This is a genomic window from Novosphingobium sp. PC22D, from assembly GCF_002556635.1.
In the GTDB taxonomy this organism is placed as follows: Bacteria; Pseudomonadota; Alphaproteobacteria; order Sphingomonadales; family Sphingomonadaceae; genus Novosphingobium.
Map to the genome: position 1 here is coordinate 87,466 of NZ_MWMO01000002.1, position 19,602 is coordinate 107,067.

General features: G+C 62.9%; 15 protein-coding genes. 4 read left to right on the forward strand and 11 right to left on the reverse strand.

The features are described 5' to 3' along the window. Positions 1–26 precede the first annotated feature (26 nt). The 3 genes from B2G71_RS04090 to B2G71_RS04100 form a co-directional block, all read right to left on the reverse strand. The gene (locus B2G71_RS04090) at positions 27–2,339 is read right to left on the reverse strand and encodes a type IV secretion system DNA-binding domain-containing protein (protein WP_098104481.1); all 2,313 of its coding nucleotides are present in this window, start codon (positions 2,337–2,339) and stop codon (positions 27–29) included. Beyond that, positions 2,329–2,661, reverse strand: coding sequence for a hypothetical protein (locus B2G71_RS04095; protein WP_098104482.1), 333 nt, complete (start codon positions 2,659–2,661; stop codon positions 2,329–2,331). Before B2G71_RS04095 ends, B2G71_RS04090 begins: the two co-directional genes overlap by 11 nt. A gap of 730 nt (positions 2,662–3,391) precedes the next feature. Further along, on the reverse strand, positions 3,392–3,613 hold the full coding sequence (locus B2G71_RS04100; protein WP_098104926.1) for a hypothetical protein: 222 nt from the start codon (positions 3,611–3,613) through the stop codon (positions 3,392–3,394). A 346-nt stretch (positions 3,614–3,959) separates the two neighbouring features. Here B2G71_RS04100 and B2G71_RS04105 point away from each other — a divergent pair, with 346 nt between their 5' ends. After that, positions 3,960–4,226: a DUF6437 family protein gene (locus B2G71_RS04105; RefSeq protein ID WP_098104483.1), complete on the forward strand. Its 267-nt coding sequence runs from the start codon at positions 3,960–3,962 to the stop codon at positions 4,224–4,226. Between the two features lie 67 nt (positions 4,227–4,293). Here the strand turns inward: B2G71_RS04105 and B2G71_RS04110 are convergent, their stop codons facing one another. From B2G71_RS04110 to B2G71_RS04135, 6 genes are all read right to left on the reverse strand, one after another. Then, a complete protein-coding gene (locus B2G71_RS04110) occupies positions 4,294–4,704 on the reverse strand; it encodes a single-stranded DNA-binding protein (protein WP_066764988.1) in 411 nt (136 codons plus the stop codon). Between the two features lie 268 nt (positions 4,705–4,972). Next, entirely contained in the window at positions 4,973–5,242 is a 270-nt protein-coding gene (locus tag B2G71_RS04115; RefSeq protein ID WP_066764986.1) for a hypothetical protein, read from the reverse strand. 70 nt (positions 5,243–5,312) lie between these two features. Continuing rightward, positions 5,313–6,248, reverse strand: a complete 936-nt coding sequence (locus B2G71_RS04120) for a DUF2493 domain-containing protein (RefSeq protein WP_098104484.1) — start codon at positions 6,246–6,248, stop codon at positions 5,313–5,315. 219 nt (positions 6,249–6,467) lie between these two features. Then, positions 6,468–6,908: a hypothetical protein gene (locus B2G71_RS04125; RefSeq protein ID WP_098104485.1), complete on the reverse strand. Its 441-nt coding sequence runs from the start codon at positions 6,906–6,908 to the stop codon at positions 6,468–6,470. Positions 6,909–6,919: 11 nt separating this feature from the next. Further along, positions 6,920–7,849 carry a zincin-like metallopeptidase domain-containing protein gene (locus B2G71_RS04130; RefSeq protein WP_066764979.1) on the reverse strand — a complete coding sequence of 310 codons (930 nt, stop codon included), beginning with the start codon at positions 7,847–7,849 and terminating at the stop codon, positions 6,920–6,922. Between the two features lie 254 nt (positions 7,850–8,103). Then, positions 8,104–8,511 (reverse strand): helix-turn-helix domain-containing protein, encoded by a 408-nt coding sequence (locus B2G71_RS04135; protein ID WP_066764977.1) that lies wholly within the window; start codon positions 8,509–8,511, stop codon positions 8,104–8,106. A 48-nt stretch (positions 8,512–8,559) separates the two neighbouring features. Here B2G71_RS04135 and B2G71_RS04140 point away from each other — a divergent pair, with 48 nt between their 5' ends. The 3 genes from B2G71_RS04140 to B2G71_RS04150 all read left to right on the forward strand — a co-directional run bounded on the left by B2G71_RS04140 (position 8,560) and on the right by B2G71_RS04150 (position 13,067). After that, complete coding sequence (locus B2G71_RS04140; protein WP_066764976.1) at positions 8,560–9,198, forward strand: cation transporter; 639 nt, start codon at positions 8,560–8,562, stop codon at positions 9,196–9,198. Further along, entirely contained in the window at positions 9,195–11,126 is a 1,932-nt protein-coding gene (locus B2G71_RS04145) for a cytochrome c/FTR1 family iron permease (RefSeq protein WP_066764973.1), read from the forward strand. The genes B2G71_RS04140 and B2G71_RS04145 overlap by 4 nt, the downstream gene beginning before the upstream one ends. 420 nt (positions 11,127–11,546) lie before the next feature. Beyond that, a complete protein-coding gene (locus B2G71_RS04150) occupies positions 11,547–13,067 on the forward strand; it encodes an AarF/UbiB family protein (RefSeq protein ID WP_066764971.1) in 1,521 nt (506 codons plus the stop codon). A 177-nt stretch (positions 13,068–13,244) separates the two neighbouring features. Here the strand turns inward: B2G71_RS04150 and B2G71_RS04155 are convergent, their stop codons facing one another. Then, positions 13,245–15,218, reverse strand: a complete 1,974-nt coding sequence (locus B2G71_RS04155; protein WP_066764970.1) for a ParB/RepB/Spo0J family partition protein — start codon at positions 15,216–15,218, stop codon at positions 13,245–13,247. Between the two features lie 104 nt (positions 15,219–15,322). Beyond that, positions 15,323–19,570: a strawberry notch family protein gene (locus tag B2G71_RS04160; RefSeq protein ID WP_066764969.1), complete on the reverse strand. Its 4,248-nt coding sequence runs from the start codon at positions 19,568–19,570 to the stop codon at positions 15,323–15,325. Positions 19,571–19,602 lie beyond the last annotated feature (32 nt).

A 19,602-nucleotide genomic window follows, 5' to 3' on the forward strand; every position in this document is an offset into this window, starting at 1 on the left:
CCGGTAAACCCCTCCCCATTTCGTCTTCACATGTCGGGCTCGAACTCGCCGAAATCCTTTTCGGGAGGATCTGCGACCGCGCCTTCGCGTAGGTCTTTTTCGACCGGTGTGAGAGGCTGGCGCCCGTTTGCAGCCGAACGGGCTTGAGGCTTCGAACCATCCTTTTCACCTGCGTCATCACTGGCGGTTCCTGGTTCGGACAGATGCTGTTCCGCGCCCATTGCTGGTGCATCCTCACCGGTTTGCACTGCGGCGAGAGGTAGCGTTGGACCTGCATCCAGATGCGTAACGGACCGGGTTTCGGCACCGAGATCACCAGCAGCGCGCCCTGCGTTCCGCCTTTCAAGCGGCACAGGCTCCTGTCGATCTTGCGGTTCATCGGCGATACGGCGCTGCCCCTCCAGGTCGAGTTTGAGCTGCCTTAAATCGACAGGCTTACCGGCACCGTCATCGTTCGAAGCGGGATGCTCGTCATTCGGTTTCGAACCCGGCTTGGCTTGGGGCGTCGTTGCCGCAGGACCCTGGCCAGGCCTTATGAGCGGTTTCTCGCGGGCGATGAATCCCTCGGCAATACGACCACGTGTGCGCGGAATGAGCGAGACCGGCGCAGCGGGAAATCCGTCGGGAAACTTGATGTAGGCTGACAACCTCGGAAGGTTCATGAACTGGTCGGGCAGGAGCAGCGGCTCGATCTGCCGCCTCGGCGTCAGGCTGACTGCGTCGCGCGCATTGTTGTACCCGTAGCTGTAGCCTTCTTCCATGTCGCGCACCTGCCGGTGGCCGATGAAATCGGAGCACCAGGTCGCCGTTTCGCGATCGGCTGTCGCCAGGATGAGCTTGGTGCGCGCAAGCGAGGACAGTGTCATGGCCATGTTCTCGCCATAGACTTCCTTGAGCTTGGCGAACGCATGCACCCCGGTGACGATCGCACCGCCAAAATTGCGTGCGGTTTGCAGCCCCTTTTCAAGCGCCGGTAGTCGGTGAAGGGCGCCGAGTTCGTCGATCAGAAACCACATCCGCAGGTCCTGCGTGCGCTCGAGCGTCATCAGCGTATTCATCGCCGTGTCGAGCCACAGCGTCAGCAACTGAGAAGAGATACTCATGTCGACATAGCGGGCAGAAAGGAACAGGATCGAGCCCGCCTGGCAGTCGCCTTTGACCCAGTCGCGGACCGAAAAGCGCGGTCCGGATGAGGGCAAAAGCTTGAGCACTTTCGCATTCGCATTGAACACCGCGCGGATCGATTCCGCCATGCGGGCCGCCTCCGGAGCGGTCAGCGGATCGGCCATGGTACCGCGCATCAGCTTATGCACTTCGGACAGATCTGCGGTCATCAGCTGCCGCGCCAAAGCCTCGTTGGTCGCAGTGCCGGTACGGGCAAGATGGAGGCACATCTCAACGAACAGCATGCGCGCCGCGAGCACCCAGAACTGTTCTGAACCACCCCCGTCATGGGGCACTAGTGCTTCGGCAGCGGCATGAAACTCAGCTTCCGTCGTGCAGTCGTTGAACACGCTCCACAGCGGACACCGCACATCGACAGGATTGAGAATGATGTCGCGCGCGGGATCATAGAAGGCTTCGATAAAGGCCCCTGTCAGGTCGAAAATGACCGCGCGCTGGCCGCGTTCACGCGCTTCGGCAACGAGTTCGGTAAGCGCCACGGTCTTGCCGGTTCCGGTTGTGCCAATAAGCATGGCGTGGCTCTGTTCGAGCCGCCACGGCCAGCTTACACCGGCAAGATGTGCGGGTTGGTAGTGGCCCGCTTCGGCGAGCGCCGACGAGCTCGCAAGCCGCCACTTCCAGCCGAACTTGTGTCCCAGTTCCTCGGCCCGGAATGCCTTGTTGTGACGCTCGATTTCTTCTTCGAGTTCGTCGAGCGAAACAAGCATTGCGCCGCGCTCGTGCTTGCGCTCCTTCGACCGCCCGCCAAAGCGCTCGGCGAACCACCAGAAGAACACGAAGGCCGGGATCAACAGTACCGCCGAGACCAGCAAGCCGTGCTTCACTGCCGTAAGAAACGCCTCGACCGCCTCGCGCATCGGCGGGAACTCGCGAACGATAGAAAAGGGGAGGCCGACCCTTTCGCCGTCAAGCAATTCAAGGTTGACCAGTTTGGCCGGATCGAACTCCATGAAGGCATAGAGACTGGCGTAGATATGCATCCAGACCAGGTAGATCTGGTGATCGCTCAGAGCCGACCGCACTTCCCAATAGCAGGTGCCGACCGCGACCAGGCCGGTGACAATCAAAGGCCCCTTCAGGCCCGCTGCAAACATAAAACCGAAGTGGCCGAGCAGCTGGCTCCCGCGGGTGAAGTTCAGGAGATTATGCTTCATGGGATTGGCCTCCCATGTTCGCGTTGACGGGGAGGCCAAGACGCTCGAGGCGTCGCCGGTACGCTTCGTGAGTACGGTCGCGCAAACTCGCATCAGGATGGCTAGCCAGAAGCGCATCGAGCGCCACCGAAATGAAGATTGCCTGGCGCGCGGGATCGAGCCCTGCGGGGCGTTCTTTCGCCTCGTTATCGCGCTGCCACGCTGCAACAATGAGGTCACGAATAAAGACGCTGACACTGACGCCATGGTCCGCGGCACACTGGCGAACCCAGTTACCAACGGAGAGAGATACGAATGTCTGAAGCCGATCTTGTCGGGTCATGAAACAGGTTCCTTGTCGGGCCGACGGAACCTGGCTCACCTCGCGGAAGGTGCTGATGAGAATAAATCGTGAACAACTCGCAGTCAATCGAAAGATTCAGGCTATATTTCAGAGTGATAGATGGATGTGAGTTGTCAGCGGATCAGCGCAAAGCCGCTCAACTCGCAGACGGGTTGATTTCGCCCAAAACCACATTCTTTAGCAATAACAGAAAGATAAATCCCGAAATCGCGGGGTAGGGTGTGCTCCTTTGTTCCCAGGTGCGCGAGGAGGTCCAGGCAATAAGGGGGATTGATCAAGGACGACCTTTCCCGATCTCCATGTTGGAGCGCGAGCAACCAGGCCTGGCACCTCTTCGGGTGCAGATCGAGAGCATTTCGACGCCTCCAGCCAAAGACAGCACCTGCGAAAGAGGCAGCGGCCAAGGGCGCGTGGGAAGCAAGGCAAGCGGGGCATGTCGCATGCCCTAGCTTCCCGCCGCCCGACCCGGTGCCGGTTCGCAAGTGCGCGCGGGGCCCAAGAACAAATTACGCCGCACCCTCAGGAGCGCATCGCAAGTTGCGCGGGACAGAGTGCGTCCACAGGCCCGCTCCACTTATCGGGTGCCGCCGCAGTGCGGTGGGCAGCCGTCAGAGCAACCGACCGAACCGGGTTTTGTGCTTGATTGGACTACCCGGCGAACAAGAAAAAAGGGCAGGAACCGTTCCCGGTTCCCGCCCTGTCGGTAGTCTCAAAACTCGTCGAGCATGCCGCCGTGGACCGTGTGGACCACCCGCGCTGCGAGATGTGCTGGCAAGATGTTGTAGTCACCCTCGTCGAGGGCAAAGTACCCGAGTTCGTGATCCTCGATAACGTGCTGATCGAAGAAGCTGTGTAGCGCTCTCTTCTCGGCTGTTTCCAGAGCCTCGAAATAGCTCCGGGACGCAACGGCGCAATGCATCGAATAAGCCATGATAATCCTCCTGATTTCTGTCGTGAGACGACAGGAGGTGCGCGCGATGGTCTTGTGCATCCCGGGTCAGGGATCGCCCGAATGGGCGACCGCGATAGCGGCGGTGGGGGTAACGATTTTGTTCGCTGCCGGATGCAATCCGGTGGCGAACAAAATGGTGGGGCCCCGCCGTCCTTGAGGCGGGAGGCGCAAGGCCATCATGCTGGGAGAACCGTGAGCAAGAACCCACCACCTCCGCCCCAATATCGAACGCCTGCTGCGTGCGAATTGCCTTTCCTACACCCCGATGACGCAGGCATGGAGACAACCAGGGAGCAAATCCGAGGGGGACAAAAGGACAGGTAACATGCCCCGAAACAGGAGCGCGATTGCAGCTCTACAAAAGCTCGAAGCAGACCGCGAGGCGCTCGACGCCAAACAACGCGAGCTCGAAGTACAAGCGGCCAGAGAACTCGGCGAAATCATCCTGGGAAGCGGCCTCGAAAGCTTCTCGAAGAAGGGCCTGAGGAAGGTTGCCGAAGAACTCGGGAAACTCGGCGAGGATGCCGCGATCGAGAAACTGACGGGGCGCGGTGCAACCCGTGCTTCGAATGCTGCGCCGGGAACCCAGTAACCACAGAAGAAGAGGCCCTGCCGCTTGCGGCAGAGCCTCTTCGTAGGGGGCACGGCCGGGATCGATGTCAGTCGATATCGGGAGCGTCGGTGTTGTCGTTGTCGTCGCCGGTGTCGTCTCCTTGGCCGTTACCGCGGGAGAGGAAGTCGATCTTGTCGGCGAGGATCTCGGTGCCGTAACGCGTGACCCCGTCCTTGTCCTCCCACTGGGTGTAGTGGATGCGGCCCTGGACGCTGACCAGCTGGCCCTTGGAGCAATACTGGCCGACGGTCTTGGCGAGGCCGTTGAAGCAGGTCACCCGGTGGAACTCGCTTTCCTTGGCGGTGTAGCCGTTCTCGTCCTTGTAGGTCTTGCCATCCTTGTCGCGTGCGGGGCGATCGGTGACGACGGTAATCCCGGTGACATTGGTGCCGCCCTTGGTCTCGCGGGTGTCGGGATCGCGAGCGATGCGGCCGGTGAGGATTGCGATATTGGTCATGGTGTAAGTCCTTCGGTTCCTCAAACCGGAGACCATCTCCGGCTTGCGAACATCCAGAAGAAGCAGGGCATGGGAGGACTGCACCGCGGGAGCGAAGCTCCAAGGGAAACCTGTTCATGACGGGTGGTGCGGGCAGGCGCGCGAAGCGCGACCACACGGCCGGAAAGGAACGGGTTGCTGTCCTCAGCTGACCTGATTCAGGACTGTTCGCGAAGAAAGCCGGATGGGTGTCGGGTGTGGGTCTGAAGGTGCCAAGACCCTGATGCAATCAGCCTGCCCCATCACCCTCCGATGCTGCCAGGAGATCCATGAAGTTGCGGGCTGCTTCCCGATCCTCCTCGTTCTCGAACGCCACATCGAGATCGGGGGCGGACCCGAACATGTGCAGGAACGACCACAGCGCAAAGCGCTTGCCCCGGTCCTCCTCAAGGCCGAGATCGACCCGGCAATACTCGATGCCGGCTGCAAAGGTGTCGGGAGAAACCCCGGAGAGGTCGGTGGTGGCAAAGTAGCGCTGCAGCAGATCGTCAAGTTGCATGACCGGTCCATAGTCGGGTCTGCGCCGAATGCACATCCGGGCAATGCAGTTGCAGACTGTAAAGGCCCCCTCAGGACCCGGGAGAGGTGCCCAAGGGGCCGCGACGATCAACCACGGTGATCCGGCGCGTCTTGGCATCGATCACCAGTCGTTCGGTGACGCCATTGCCCGGAAAGGCGACGACGTAACGCGGATTGAGCGAAAGCATCTGCTCGTTGCGCTTGAACCCGGCGCGGGCACCAAGTCGACGATCAAGCGAATAGGTCAGCTGCTGGACTTCGCGGCGCTCGGCCCAGCTCGCGGCGAGGCGATCGGCACCCTTGCCGTCACCACCATGGACCAGGAAGAGATCGGGAACCACATCGCGAACCTTGTCCAGCGTCGCCCAGATGTTGTCCGCATAGGTGCGCGCGTCCTCTGCGCTCTCGAAGCTCTGGCGACCACCGGCGAAGACGATTGGAATTCCGTCCGGGATGAGGGCATGACGACGGTTCTCGGCGCGTGCGCGGAGGAAATCGCGGGCATCGATCACAGCCGAGGTAAGGTGGCGCGAATGGCTCGTACGCGAGCCAGAAACAGGCTTCCACGAGGAACCGGTCTCGTCACGGTAAAGTGCTGCGGCAGCCTCCCGCATCTGCTCGAAGGCCAGCATGCTGGCCTCGGCGGCCTGCGCGCGCTCGACCTGCTCTTCCAGATTGCTCGAATGTACCTCGGACCCATCGGCAGATGCGAGGAGGACCCGGATCTCGTCGCTGGCCCGATCAAGTTGAGCCGACTTGCGGCTGGCTGCGCGGTGGAAGAGATTGACCACGCCCCAGGCAATGTCCTCGGCATCAGCTTCCAGGGCCGTGTCGGAAAACATCGCGAAGAGGTCGGACCATACGGCGCCAAGCGTCTGCTCGATCGCGTCCTCGCAGGGAAAGTCGGTTTCGTTAAATGGGGCCGGCCTGATGCTGAGGCCTGAAAGGTCAAGGCCGCTCAGCTGGTCGATGAAGCTGTCGTACATGGGGTGTCTCCTGATCGCTGGGACAAGGAGAGGAGGCACCGTTGCCTCGGCCCTGTCCGCCGGAGCCCGATCAGGGCCGGGGAAAGGGGCGAGACGCACCGCGTAGCGGGAAACCTGCGGCCCTAGGCTGGCGCGGGCAACACGGGCCGACGGGCCGCAGGTTGCGACGCGCCCCGACCGGCCCAAGGGCCTCTCCCGGCGGGCAGGGATGAGGCAAGATCAGGAACCGATGGCGCAAGCGGATCGGGAGCGCTCGAAGATCGCTTCGCCATTCGAGAACCGACCGACCATGCGCAGCTCGCCGAACAGGTCGATGAACCTTCCTGACACCTGGGCGAGCCAGTGCCGTGCCCTTGCCGTTCTTGGGATGTAGAAATCCGCCTCCCAGTACTGGGAATCGTCGCGCTCGGCGAGCCAGATCGCGGCGAGCCCGCAATAGGTCGATATGCCGCAATCGGCGAAGGCGTTTCGCAGGAGGATGCGGTTCTCGCGGCCGCGCCATCCATCGAAGCGCTCGAACGAAGGAAAGGCCGCCTTCGCGGTATCGATGATCTCATCGACGAGGCACTCGTAGGCCCAGTCGACATCTGCGTCTTCGCCGTCATCGAGCAGGCGAAAGGCAACCACGGAGCCGATCGGATAGCTGACGGAACGTCCCATCTCACTGCTCCTTAGGCTGCATCAGCGAGATCGATGTCGGCCTCGCTTTCGCTTGATTGGTATCCGCCCAGTCCGAGCAGCAGGCTGGCCGCTTCTTCGGCCTTGGCCGCGGCGGTGAGGATCGCGCGCTCGTCCGATTTGAGGATCTTGAGCCAGGACGCGATGTAGCTGGCGTGATGGTCGAGGTGGGTGACCGGAAGCCCCAGTTCAGCGCCGAGAATAGCCGAGGACAGTTCGGCGATCAACTCCTCGGCAGCATAGGCCTCGCTGCCGAAGCGGTTCTTGAGATCGCGGTCGAGCCGCGAGGAATGCCCCGTCCAGTGCGACAGCTCGTGCGCGAGTGTCGCGTAGTAGTGGTCGTAGGCTTCGAAGAGTTCGGCTGGCGGCATGGTGACGCGGTCGGGCAGCGGTTCGTAATAGGCCTGCGCACCATGATGGCGCAGGTTGGCGCCCACTTGGGCAAAGAAGACATCAAGCCGCTCTTCGCGCCCTTCGGGCTCCAGCGCGGCAACCAGCGGCTTGGGATGATAGAACTCGGGGAGGCCATCGCACTGGTCGGCGTTGAACACGGCATAGGCCTTGAGCACGCGCCGGTTCTCGGTCTCGGCCTCGCCTTCGGCGTTCTCGACCTCCTTGGTGTAGCTCTTGTAGAAGATCGCGATGGTCGATTTCTCACCCTTGCGGACCTGTCCGCCGAGCTGCTGACACTGACGGTACGTCATCCAGTAGGGCGAGGCGTAGCCACAGCCATCGGCCACCATCCACAACCAGAAGGTGTTCATGCCGCGATAGGGCGTCCCGCAAGAGCGCAACGGCCGCGAGACGGGCACACCGCGCCATGGCTTGACCCAGGGCTTTGTGCCGTGCTCGAGTTTCTCGATAATTGCGGCGGTAATTCGCTGGGCTGGCGATGTCGAAGCAATGCGGCGGGACTTGGTCATGGGAGTTCTCCTGATGACCGGGGCGAAAATGTCCCGGCTCAGGAAGAGCAAAGCTCCCTCTCCTCTCGTTCAATGATGACCGTTATGCGCCTTAAAGTGCGACATTCGGTCGCTAAATCGCGCGGTTCAGAAGCAGCCGACAACGAAAGCTGTGAGTGTCTGCTGTGGGTAAGTGGTCGTCCCGTTGAGGCAGGTCTGCGCCCAGTCGCAGCAGAACGATCATACTCGCCCGTTCTCCTGAACCCGCGGCGAGCTCAAGAGACGCCACCATCAGCGATCCCATCGATAACACGGCAATCGGCCATTCGGCCCCCCTCGCAGGTGGTCGCGACTTGCTGCAGCTCCTCCCGCAGTCGGAGGAGCCTTGCAATCCGCGCGTCGACGTCGGCGAGGTGGTTTCGAGCGATCGCAGCAGCGGCGCCGCAGTCCCTCTCCGGTTGCTCGGATAGTGAGATCAGGGACCGCAGCTCGTCGGTCGAGAAGCCGAGCTCCCGCCCATTGCGAATGAAGCCGAGCCGCCGGACATCGTCTTCATCATAGGTGCGGCGGCCAGAATCGGTCCGGGTTGCCCGAGGCATCAGCGCAATCTCTTCGTAGAAACGGATCGTGTTGATCTTGGTCCCCGTCCGCCGTGCCAGGTCCCCAATCATCAGCCTCGCCATCGCCTCGCCCTTGATCCTCCAGTGACTGGAGGTTCTATAGGCTCCCGCATGAGTGATTCGAACCAGGAATCCGGCTGCGGCTGTCATGGCGACACGCAGAAAGCAGCGAAAGATCCGGCCTATCGCCGGGCGCTATGGATCGTCGTCATCCTCAATGTGGGCTTCGGCCTGATCGAGCTGGTCGGCGGCTTCCTCGCCGACAGTCAGGCGCTGAAGGCAGATTCCCTCGACTTCCTCGGCGACGGCTCGATCACCTTCGTCGGTCTGCTCGCGCTCTCGTGGGCTGAAAGGACCCGGGCCAAGGTCGCGCTCACCCAGGGCATCTTCCTGGCGCTACTCGGCGTGTGGGTGCTTGGCATGGCCGTGTGGCGGGCGATGAACGCGGTGCCGCCGGAAGCCGAACTGATGGGGGGCATCGGCATCGCGGCTCTGGCCGTGAACGTCACAGCGGCGCTGGTCCTCGCGAAGTTTCGTGAAGGCGGCGACGCACAGGCGCGGGCGATCTGGCTGTTCTCGCGCAATGACGCGATCAACAACGTGGCCGTGATCATCGCGGCCGGGCTGGTGTTCTGGCTCGAAAGCGCCTGGCCGGACCTCCTCGTTGCGGCCGCGATCGCGGTCGTGTTCCTCCATTCGGCCTGGGAGATCATCGGCGATGCTCGCAAGGAGCTGAGCGAGCCGCGATGAAGCCGGCGAGCTTCCTGCGCCAGGCGTTCCTGATGGTTCTGCTTGCGTTTGCCGCAGTCTCGCCGGCCCATGCACAGACCGCCCCTGCGCAAACCATCTGGCGGCTGCTCGACTACATCGCGGTCGATTACTCCGGAGCCGTTGCGCAGGGCCGTGTCATCAACGAGGCCGAGTATGTCGAGATGGTCGAGTTCTCGGCCAGTGTGCGGCAGCGGCTGGCGCAACTCCCGCCCACGACAGCACGTGCGTCGCTCGTCAGCGAGGCCGAGACACTACAGGACATCATCGCCGCCAAAGCGCCTCCACTTCAGGTGGCCATCTCGGCACGCGCGCTCGGGCGCGATCTCCTCGCAGCTTATCCGGTGCCCCTTGCCCCTCCCGGGGCGCCAGATCTCGCCCGGGGCGCGGCCCTTTATGCGGAGCACTGCTCGAGTTGCCATGGTGCAAGCGGGAACGGCCGCGGGCTGGAGTCGGCAGGCATGGACCCGCCGCCGATCGACTTTACAGATCGGGCGCGGGCGCGAGAGCGGAGCGTGTTCGCGCTCTACCAGGTGATCGAACAGGGGCTTGAGGGCACCGCCATGGAGTCCTTTGCCCATCTTCCGGTGGAGGACCGCTGGGCTTTGGCCTTCCACGTGGGGCGGTATGCCTACCCCGAGCAACTCGCCGCCCGTGGCCAGCAGGTCTGGGCCAACCCTCGGGCGCAAGCGGCCGTGCCTGACATGCGAGCGCTCGTCAGCCTCACAACAGCGCAACTCGAGCAAAGCCTCGGTTCGGCTGAGGGCACTGCCCTCACGGCATTCCTTCGCGGAAAGCCGCAAGTCCTTGGCAGCGGCGCGGAACGCTCACTCGGTATTGCGCGGGACCGGCTGCAAGAGACCTTGGCTGCATACGAAGTGGGTCATTTCTCCAGCGCCGAGGATCTCGCCCTCGCCGCGTATCTCGACGGCTTCGAGCCGGTGGAGCCGATCCTGACCGCGCGCAACGGGGCACTGATGCGCTCGATCGAAGCCGCAATGGCCGAGCTGCGCTCGAGGATCGACGATCAGCAGCCGGTGAGCAATGTGCGTCAGCAGGTGGACGAAGTCCTGCGGCTGCTAGACGACGCCGAGACGGAAATGGCGCCGGAAAACGCCAGTTCGGCGTCGTCCTTCATCGGGGCCTTCACGGTTTTGCTTCGCGAAGGTCTCGAGGCCTTGCTCATCGTCATCGCCATGATGGCCTTCCTCAGGAAGGCCGAGCGGCAGGACGCCATGCGCTACGTTCATGGCGGGTGGATCGCTGCTCTCTTGGCGGGCGCCGCCACCTGGCTCGCAGCGACCTACCTGATCAGCATCAGCGGGGCGAGCCGGGAGCTCACGGAAGGGTTCGGCTCCCTGTTCGCGGCCATTGTCCTCCTCTCGGTGGGCATCTGGATGCACGGCAAGGCACAGGCGGGTGCATGGCAGCGCTACATTGCCGAACGCATGAGCGCCGCCCTATCCCAGCGGTCATTGTGGTTCCTGTTCGGCCTGACGTTCGTCGTGGTCTATCGCGAGGTGTTTGAGACCATCCTCTTCTACACCGCGCTCTGGACAGACGGAAACGGCGGCGCCGTTGCCGGCGGCGCGGTGGCGGCGACCGTTCTTCTGGCCATCATTGCGGTCGCCATGCTGCGCTACAGCCGGCAGCTGCCGATCTCGACGTTCTTCACCTACAGCTCGATCCTCATTGCGATCCTCGCCGTGGTGCTCGCCGGGAAGGGCATCGGGGGACTGCAGGAAGGCGGGATCATCGATGTCACCCCGTTCCTCGCCGTTCCACACGTCGACATGCTTGGCCTGATCCCGACGAGGGAAACGGTGATTGCGCAAATACTCACGGCCGCCGCCCTTGCAGCCGGGTTCTGGCTGAATTGGCGGGCAGCGCAGACAGCGAGGGCAGCCTAGCATGTGCCGCTTGAGGTAGAGGAGGCAAAACGCGGGCTGGAATGCCGGAAACTGACAACGTCCTCGCTAATGATGAGGCGAGCGCGATGTTAGCGGGACGCGAAGCGGACCGTCGGCTATCGCCTGGAGTCGCTCCATTTCAGACTGGCAGCTAACGGCCCATGATTTGTCATCGAGTGCAGGCGTGCTGACGGTCGAACTCGGGAAGTCAATATCGTATTGATGACGCCCGAAAATTAGCGTGGAAAGCCGACGTCGCTGGACCTTAAATAGCCTTTCAGTGCAGCGGACAACATGGCCGCAACGCAACCCCCACGTGGGATAAGCTACGCCAGATTTTCTCCGCTTGGACAATTGGGCGCGATCACCCAAGCAAGTTAGCTGTGGAACAGAAGCTGCAGCGTGCCCATATGCTAAGCCATGTTGAAGACCCTTCGTATCGCACGCCGGGACCGGAAGCGCCTGGAGGAAATATTCAGCGTCACTTCCCGCTATGGACTCGGCCTTCTGCTGGCGCGGATAGGACTGGACCGGACGGGCAGCGACGATGCCGGCGACGGGTCGTCACATAGCCTGCCTCGGCGCACCCGCCTTGCCATGGAAGAGCTTGGGCCAACCTTCGTGAAGCTCGGCCAGATCCTGGCGACACGCGCCGATCTTCTATCTCCGGAATGGATCGCCGAACTCGAGCAATTGCATAGCAAGGCGCCGACGCTTCCCTTCGAGGAGTTGCGACCGATTGTCGAGGAGGCGCTTGGTGAGGCGCCCGAATGCACCTTTGCGGAATTCGATACAGAACCGCTGGCGGCGGCCTCCATGGCGCAGGTCCATCGTGCGACGCTGCACGACGGGCGCGCGGTGGTGATCAAAATCCGCCGGCCCGGCATTCGTCCGAGGGTGGAGGCTGATATCCGGCTCCTTGCGCATATTGCGACCCTTGCGGAACGCGGCAGCACCGAAGCCAAGCGCTTCGGACCGAGCCGGATGATGCGGCAGCTTGCGGACGCGATGGTCGAGGAACTCGACTTCACGAATGAAGCGCGCAATGCTGATCGTCTGCGGACGGATTTCGCGAACGAGCCGAGCGTCGTTGTGCCCGAAATCCACTGGGAATGGACGTCCGAGACGTTGCTCGTCATGGATTACATAAACGGTGTGCCGCCGAGCAATGCGCAGGCTCTGGTCGCTGCAGGGCTCGATCCGACCAGAGTAGCAGCGCTGGGCGCCGACATGGTGCTCGACATGATATTGGTGAACGGCCGGTTCCACGGCGATCCGCACCCGGGGAACCTTCTCTGCCTGCCGGGCAACCATATAGCTCTGCTGGACCTGGGCATGGTTGGTTATGTATCTCCGCGCAGGAGAGAGGAATTCGTCAGCTTCGTGCAGGCGCTCAGCACTGGCAGCCCCGCGCAGCTCGCCGACGTGCTGACGCGGTGGTCAGTGGGCGACGACGTTCCGGCCGACCGCGTGCTCTCCGCATCCGAACGGCTGATCGCGCGCCATGGCAGCGGTCGATTGGTTCTGGGCGCCATGGTAACCGACTTTCTGGGGCTGATGCGCGACGAGCGCATGACGTTACCACCCGATCTTCTCCTGATCTTCAAGGCGCTGATCACGATGGACGGCGTGTTGTCGAAAATTGAACCGGATTTCGACCTGACGCATGCCATGCGACGCTCTTCGTTTCGAATCGCGCAAGCGCGGTTGTCGCCCGAGCACTGGGCTCCCGTTCTACAGGGCGTCGCCTGGGAATTGCTCAAGATCGGAGATGATGCGCCGCGCCTGATCCGGACAGCGATCCGCCGGTTGGAGCAAGACAGAACGCCGCCGGCTTCATCGCCTTCGGATCGCAGCCGCGCGAGTGCCGACATTCGCTGGGTTGCAGCTGCAATCGTCTCAGGCGCCGTGATCATGGCGATAGCGCCCTGGTTTTATTAAGCCGTGGTCGGCGAGCCCGTCGAATTTCGGTTGGGTCATTAGCTGAATGGCAGCCTTGTGCGCTCACGCCGCTAACATCGGACAGTCGGCTTGCGGCCCACAATTTGACACGGAAAAGGCGGCCCGTCCCGATTGGGACGGACCGCCCGCCGAGTGATCTGGACCTGTCAGGAGGGGTCAGGCAGCCTGCTCGGCAATTTCGCCAGTTGCTTCGGCGTTGACCGCCTCGTCGCCTCCGTGATCCGCCAGTTCGGCTCCTTCAGAACCGGCGAAACGCATGATCGGCGGAACCCAAGCCTGCGCCCGTTCCTTGACCTCGGGCTCGCCAATGAAGTTGCCCGAGAAGATGCGTTCGGCAGCGCTCGAAAGCTCAGCCTTCTTCGAAGCAGCGTACCGACTGACCAGTTCGGGACCTCCGGCGGCATCGAGCGCCTCGAGCGTGCGGGCCTTAGCCACTCGGTCGAAGTAGTTCGCCGCCGTTGGCCGCCACCAATGCGCCGTCTCGATCTCGAGCAGCGACCCGAGGATCTCGTGCAGTGGCACCGAACGCTCGCGTTCGCAGGCAAGACTGGCAATGAGTGTGCGCGAGACGACATGACCAAGCCAGGCCGAGCGCGCCTCGTCGGAAAGCGCCTGGAAGTTGGCGAACCGCTCGACCTCGCTTGTCCCAGCACGCCAGCTTTCATCGAGCGACCCGGCAAACTCGGCCAAGGCAGCGCTCGCCGGTGCATCCTTGGCCTCGAACCCGGCGGCGGGGCCGGTCGCGACAGAGCCGACAAGCGTAGACGCTTTCTTCGCGCGCCAATCGTGCCCATCGGCATCGGCAAGCGTGAAGACCATAAAGTCGAGCGCCAGTGCCGGATCGTTGGCGAGATGGATCGCCAGGATATCGCGGCGTTGCATCGCGAGCTCGTCGAGTAGGCGCTGCGACAATGAGCTTCCCTTGGGCTTCGCCGCACCACTCTCTTCAATGGGTTCGACCACGCCTTCGTCGGTGATGACCTCGGTCTGGGTGTAGTACTGCGGGACCAGTGTTGGCTCGCCATTGCGCGAGAGGACGAGGAAGGCACCTGCCCCCGATTTCAGCTCGTCGGCAAGCACGGGGGGACGATCATTGAGCGCGCGCATGGCGCGGTCGATCACCACCAGTTCCTTCTCGGCCTTAGCGACCTCATCTTCGTCGCTGTCTTCATCTTCTAGCACAGCGGCGACGCGGTCATAGTCGGCCTCGAGCTCGCCGAGCTCCTGCACTTCCTGTTCGGTCATTGGTGCAGGCTCGCAGGGCAGACGGCTCAGACCTTCGACAAGGTCATGGCTGACATAGGTGCCAAGCGTCGCGCGCACCCAGGCAAGGCCATATTCAAGCGCGACCTTTTCTGCGGATTCTTCCATGGTCTTGTGCGCGAGGTCTTCGAGCAGCGCGACATCGATCCAGCTCTCGCTGGCATCGTCGTCGAACAGTTCGCGCTCGATCCGGCCACCTGCGTCGAGATAGGTATCGCGTCCGACGAGCACAGCTCGCGGATCGGAACCACGCACCGTGGCATCAAGCACCATGCGGCGGATCGTGTCGGGCGTGATCTGGTACCAGGCGTCCTGCAGCTCGGCATAGACATGCGCCTGGCGCTCGACGTCCGAAATCGCGCCATAGGCCTTGGCCATGTCGAGCGTGATCGTGCCTTCGGCGAGCGCTTCGAAGACACAGGGTGCAAGACTTGCCAAACGCAGGCGCCCTTCGACGAAACGGACGGTGAGGCCGAAGCGGCGTGCCACGTCTTCGGCGGTAGCGCCTGCCTCGATGATCGCCGCGAAAGCCTGCGCCTCGTCGGCCGGGTTCATCGCGAGACGCTGGAAGTTCTCGGCAAGGCTGGCTTCGCGCACTTCGCTTTCCTCGCCTTCGATGACGAGGCAGGTAACCTCTTGGTTCTCCGGCAAGGTGCCCTCTTCGGCCAGCGCCTGCAGCGCGGCGAGGCGGCGACCGCCGGCCTCGACCTCGAACTTGCCGCGCTTTCCTTTGCGCACGACGAGGTTCTGCAGCAGACCGCGCGCAGCAATGTCTGCCCGCAGCTGGAGGTCGGCCAGCACGTCGTTCGACTTGCGAACGTTGCGCGGGCTCGGGACGAGCTTCTTCAAGGGAATCGACTGGATCATGGGTGTTCTCCTGATGGAAGGAAGGCGCAGGTGAGGATCACGAGGCCCACAAGCCCAAAGGGCTCCCTCCACTCTCATTCTGAGATTGGGGTCTGCCCTAAGGATCAGGCGGCAAGCGCGGGGAGGACCGACGAGGCTCTCGACACCGGCACGAACAGCCGCGTGCGGTAGCGGATGATCTCGGTGAAGCAGCCCTTGTTCTTGTACCAGTCGAGCCGATCGGGCGAGAACCCGGTCAGTTCAAGGCGCTGTTCGCCGCCGACCAGCGAGCGTTTCACCGTGAGTGGATCGTGGCTGGCAAGGCCCAGCGGTTTGCCGCTGGCCAGGACTAGGTCGCCGATCTGGTCCGGCGCCGGAGCGGTAACTCTGGAGAGGCCAAAGGTCTCGGCGATTGCGGCGAGATCGATATCGAGCACTTCACGCCCAATGATCGACTGGCCGTCCTCGGCAACGAGCCGAGTGACGCGGACATGATCGCCAGACAGGCGCTTCCACACTGGCAGTAGCAGCCCGGTGGCGAGATGGACGCGCTCGGTCACCGGCGACTTGGCCGCTTCCTCTTCCTCGGCCCGCCAAGCGCTCGTGAACGCGGTGACGCCAATTTCTTCCCAGTGGCTCTCACCGAGTGCCTCAAGTGTCCAGTTCGCGGACTTGAGCGGGCGCAGCAGGCGGCGGCGTTCGATCACGGCCCCGTCGTCAGCAATGAGGCGTCGGGCCGGAACCGACAGTGCGACCATGCCAGAGCGCGCATTGCGCATCGGGATCGCGCGCGGGCCGCCGATCTCGTGCATGCGTACGAGGCGCTGCAAGCGTAGAGGCCGAAGGTGCCTCGTTACTTCGAGCGAGACGAGGCGGGTCTCGGCTCCGGTCACGGGGTCCGTGCGGAGAAGTTCGTCGGCAAGGACCGTGAAGCGATCGACCCTGACGGTTTCCAGTCCCTGGTCGAGCGTTCCGGCTTCGCGTGCGGCTTCGATCCGCGCCTCTACCAACCCGAGATATTCGTCGAAGATTCCGTTCTGGAGCGCGATCGGCAGGGCGAGGATGCGGTTGAGCCAGCGCTGGATCGTGGGGAGATTGTCGGTCAGCCCGCCATCGGGGTTTTCGAGCCGGAGGCCGGTGCGCTCGACAAAGTTACTGAAGCTCGTGGCCTCGAGCTTGCCGTCATAGAGCAGCTGGAACCAGCGGCTGAGCGCATCGCGCGCGTAATCGCTTTCGAGATTGTCTGCCGGGTCGAACAGGTTCTGTCCGCCCGTCTGGCGCTGGCCGCGCGTAAGCGCGCCCAAAGCGTCGAGCCTTCGCGCAATAGTCGAGATGAACCGGCGCTCGCCCTTCACATCTGTGGTGACCGGGCGGAACAGCGGGGCCGAGGCCTGATTGGTGCGGTTCGTGCGACCAAGACCCTGGATGGCGTTGTCGGCGCGCCATCCCGGTTCAAGCAGGAAGTGAACCCGGCGCTGCTGGTTCCTGGCGCCCAAGTCGGCATGATAGGAACGCCCGGTGCCGCCCGCATCCGAGAAGACCAGGATGCGCTTGGTCCCTTCCATGAAGCTTTGGGCTTCGGCAACATTGGCGCTGGGGCTACGCCGTTCGAGGCGCTGCTCACCATCGCGGCCCAGGACAAGCCTGCGGGTCCGGCCCGTGACTTCGGCCACGGCGTCGGTTCCGAAATGTTCAATAATCGCATCGAGCGCAGTGGCGATGGGCGGCAGTGCGCAAAGCTGTTCGATCAGCGCATCGCGCGCAGCAATGGCGCGCGGGCAGAAAACGGGATTGCCCTCTCCGTCGCTCATCGCCTCGGAGCGAAGATTGCCGTCCTCGTCGGCGAAGACCTGCATCAATCGTACCGGGAAGCTCTTCGTGAGGTAGTCGATGACATATTCACGCGGTGAGAGATCGATATCGAGCGCTTCGCGTTCTTCCACGGTAAGGTCGGCAAGGCGCCGGTCGAGCATGGCCTCTGCGGTCGAGACCAGCTGCACGACAACCGAATGATCCTCGCCAAGCGCCGCTTCCATTGCAGGGATCAGGCTAGGCAATTTCATCGAGAGCAGGAGCTGGGCAAAGAAGCGCTGCTTGGTACCTTCGAAGATTGAGAGCGCCGCAGCCTTGGCGTTGCGATTGAGTGTATCGCCGCTGTCCTCGTCGACCACGCGGGTTGCTTCGAGTGCAGCTTCGAGGTTGCGGTGAATGATTGCCCAGGCCTCGGCATAGGCATCATAGATTTTCACCTGCGCGTCGGTCAGGCTGTGTTCGAGGATCTCGTACTCTATCCCGGCGAAGGACAGCGCACGGGCGAGATAGAGACCCTGAGCCTTTAGGTCGCGGGCGACAAGCTCCATCGCCGCGACGCCGCCAGCGCGGATCTCGGTCATGAACGCCTCGTGGGTCGGAAAAGCGGTCTCGGGTCCCCAGAGACCAAGCCGTGAGGTGTAACCGAGGTTGGCGATATCCGAAGCGCCAGTGGCAGACGCGTAGAGCACGCGGGCGCGCGGGAGATGGTTCTGCAGCCTGAGGCCCGCCATTCCTTGTTCGGAGCCCTTGACCTTGCCGCGGATTGAAGAGCCCCCGAGCGCATTGGCCATGGCGTGGGCTTCGTCGAAAGCGATCACGCCATCGTAATCCTCGCCCGCCCAGGCAAGGATCTGGTCGAGCCGCGTATCCTCGGCGCGGCACGAGCGCAGCGTCGGATAGGTGACGAAGAGAATGCCTTCGGACATCGTTGCAGGGTGGCCAAGTTTCCAGCGTGAGAGTGGCTGGAGATCGAGCGGCAGCCCGCCAAGCGCTTCCCAATCGCGGCGCGCATCTTCGAGCAGCGCCTCGTTCTTGGTGATCCAGATATGGCGGCGCTCACCTGCGAGCCAGCGGTCCATGATGACCGCGGCGATCTGTCGTCCCTTGCCCGCTCCGGTTCCGTCGCCAAGGAAGAAGCCTTGGCGGTATGCGTGCCCGTCTTCGGACAGTTGGAGCGCGGTACCTTCCTGGCTGACCTTGAACAGGCCCGGAAGATCGCGCGCAAATGCCTGGGCAGCGTAGACCAGTGTCTCGCACTGAGCCTCGGATAAAAGGCCATCGGCTTGCCAGCCTGCAGGGAGAAGCGGCCGCACTTCGGGCTGCGGTGCCGTGACCGAACCCATGGCGACCGATTCCACGAGCGGGGTAGGATGGACCGGCGCATCCTCGAACGCGATGCGGCTGGGCCGGTAAGGCAGGTAGATGCCTGCCTGTTCAGGCACCGGTGCGGGGTCGGCGAGGACCGAATAGGCAAGATCGATTGTATTTGTTGTGGCTTCTGGTGTCGCTGCGAACGGCGCCACCGGCCGGACCGGCGTGCGTTGGGTCGAAGCCTTGCCCACAAGGCGCATAGGTTTGCCGACTGGCAGACGATGAATGTTGCCTGATGTCTGCGCGCGGGGCCGAAGCGCAGTGATAAGCTCGTGGAGTCCGATCAGGTCGGCGGTATCTCCGGTGATCGCTGACGCAGGCGCAGTCGGCGTCTTGTCGAACACGACCAGGCGAACGGCGATACCTGTCCCAGTTCGGCGAAACATCTGCTGCAGCCGCACATCGAGGAGAAGCGACGCTTCGTCCTGTGCCTCGGCGAAGGTGGAAGCATCGAAGCCTTCGGGCATGATGGCGACAATCCTCGCCCCATCGGCAGCGGCCCGGATCGCGCTGCGCAGGTGGCGCTGCGCCGTGCCGCCGTCCTTGCCGCGTTCCAGGCTGTGAGCGAACGGCGGGTTCATCAGCACGGCAGACGGAACAGGGCCGCGAAGCAGGTCGGCGATAAGTTCCCCGTCATGCGCAGCGATGGTGGCCGAAGGGAAGACGTGGGCCAGACCGTCTCGTCTTGCCGGATCGATCTCGTTGAGGAGCAGCGAAGCGTTCTGGAGGCAACTCCAGAGAGCAAGGGCACCATTGCCTGCGGACGGTTCGAGGAGCGTGTCTTGCGCCGAGACAGCTGCGGCCTTCGCCATCAGCCAGGCCAGCATTGGCGGGGTCGAGAACTGCTGGAGCTCGACCTGTGCTTCGCTGCGAACGTGCCGCGGCGGCAAGGCTGCTTCGAGCCAGTCGAACCGCGCTTCGGCTTCGTGTACATTCGTCGCCAGATCGATCCGTGAGGACTCTCGAAGCCAGAGCAGCGCGCCGATCTCGACCGCGTTGTTGTAGTCGTCGATCGTCCAGGCGCTTCCCCAGTCTAAGACGCCAGTCTCTTGGGCAAACAAGCCGGAAATGTCCGCACGGGCAAGATGACGTCCCGAAGCAAGAAGCTCGGCAATCCTGGTGCCGATGGCGTAGGCCAATGGCACTGACGACAACTGCTCGCCAGCTGGAAACAGGTCTGATTGAAACATGGCAATTCGTCCTCCTGATGGGGGCATTGGGA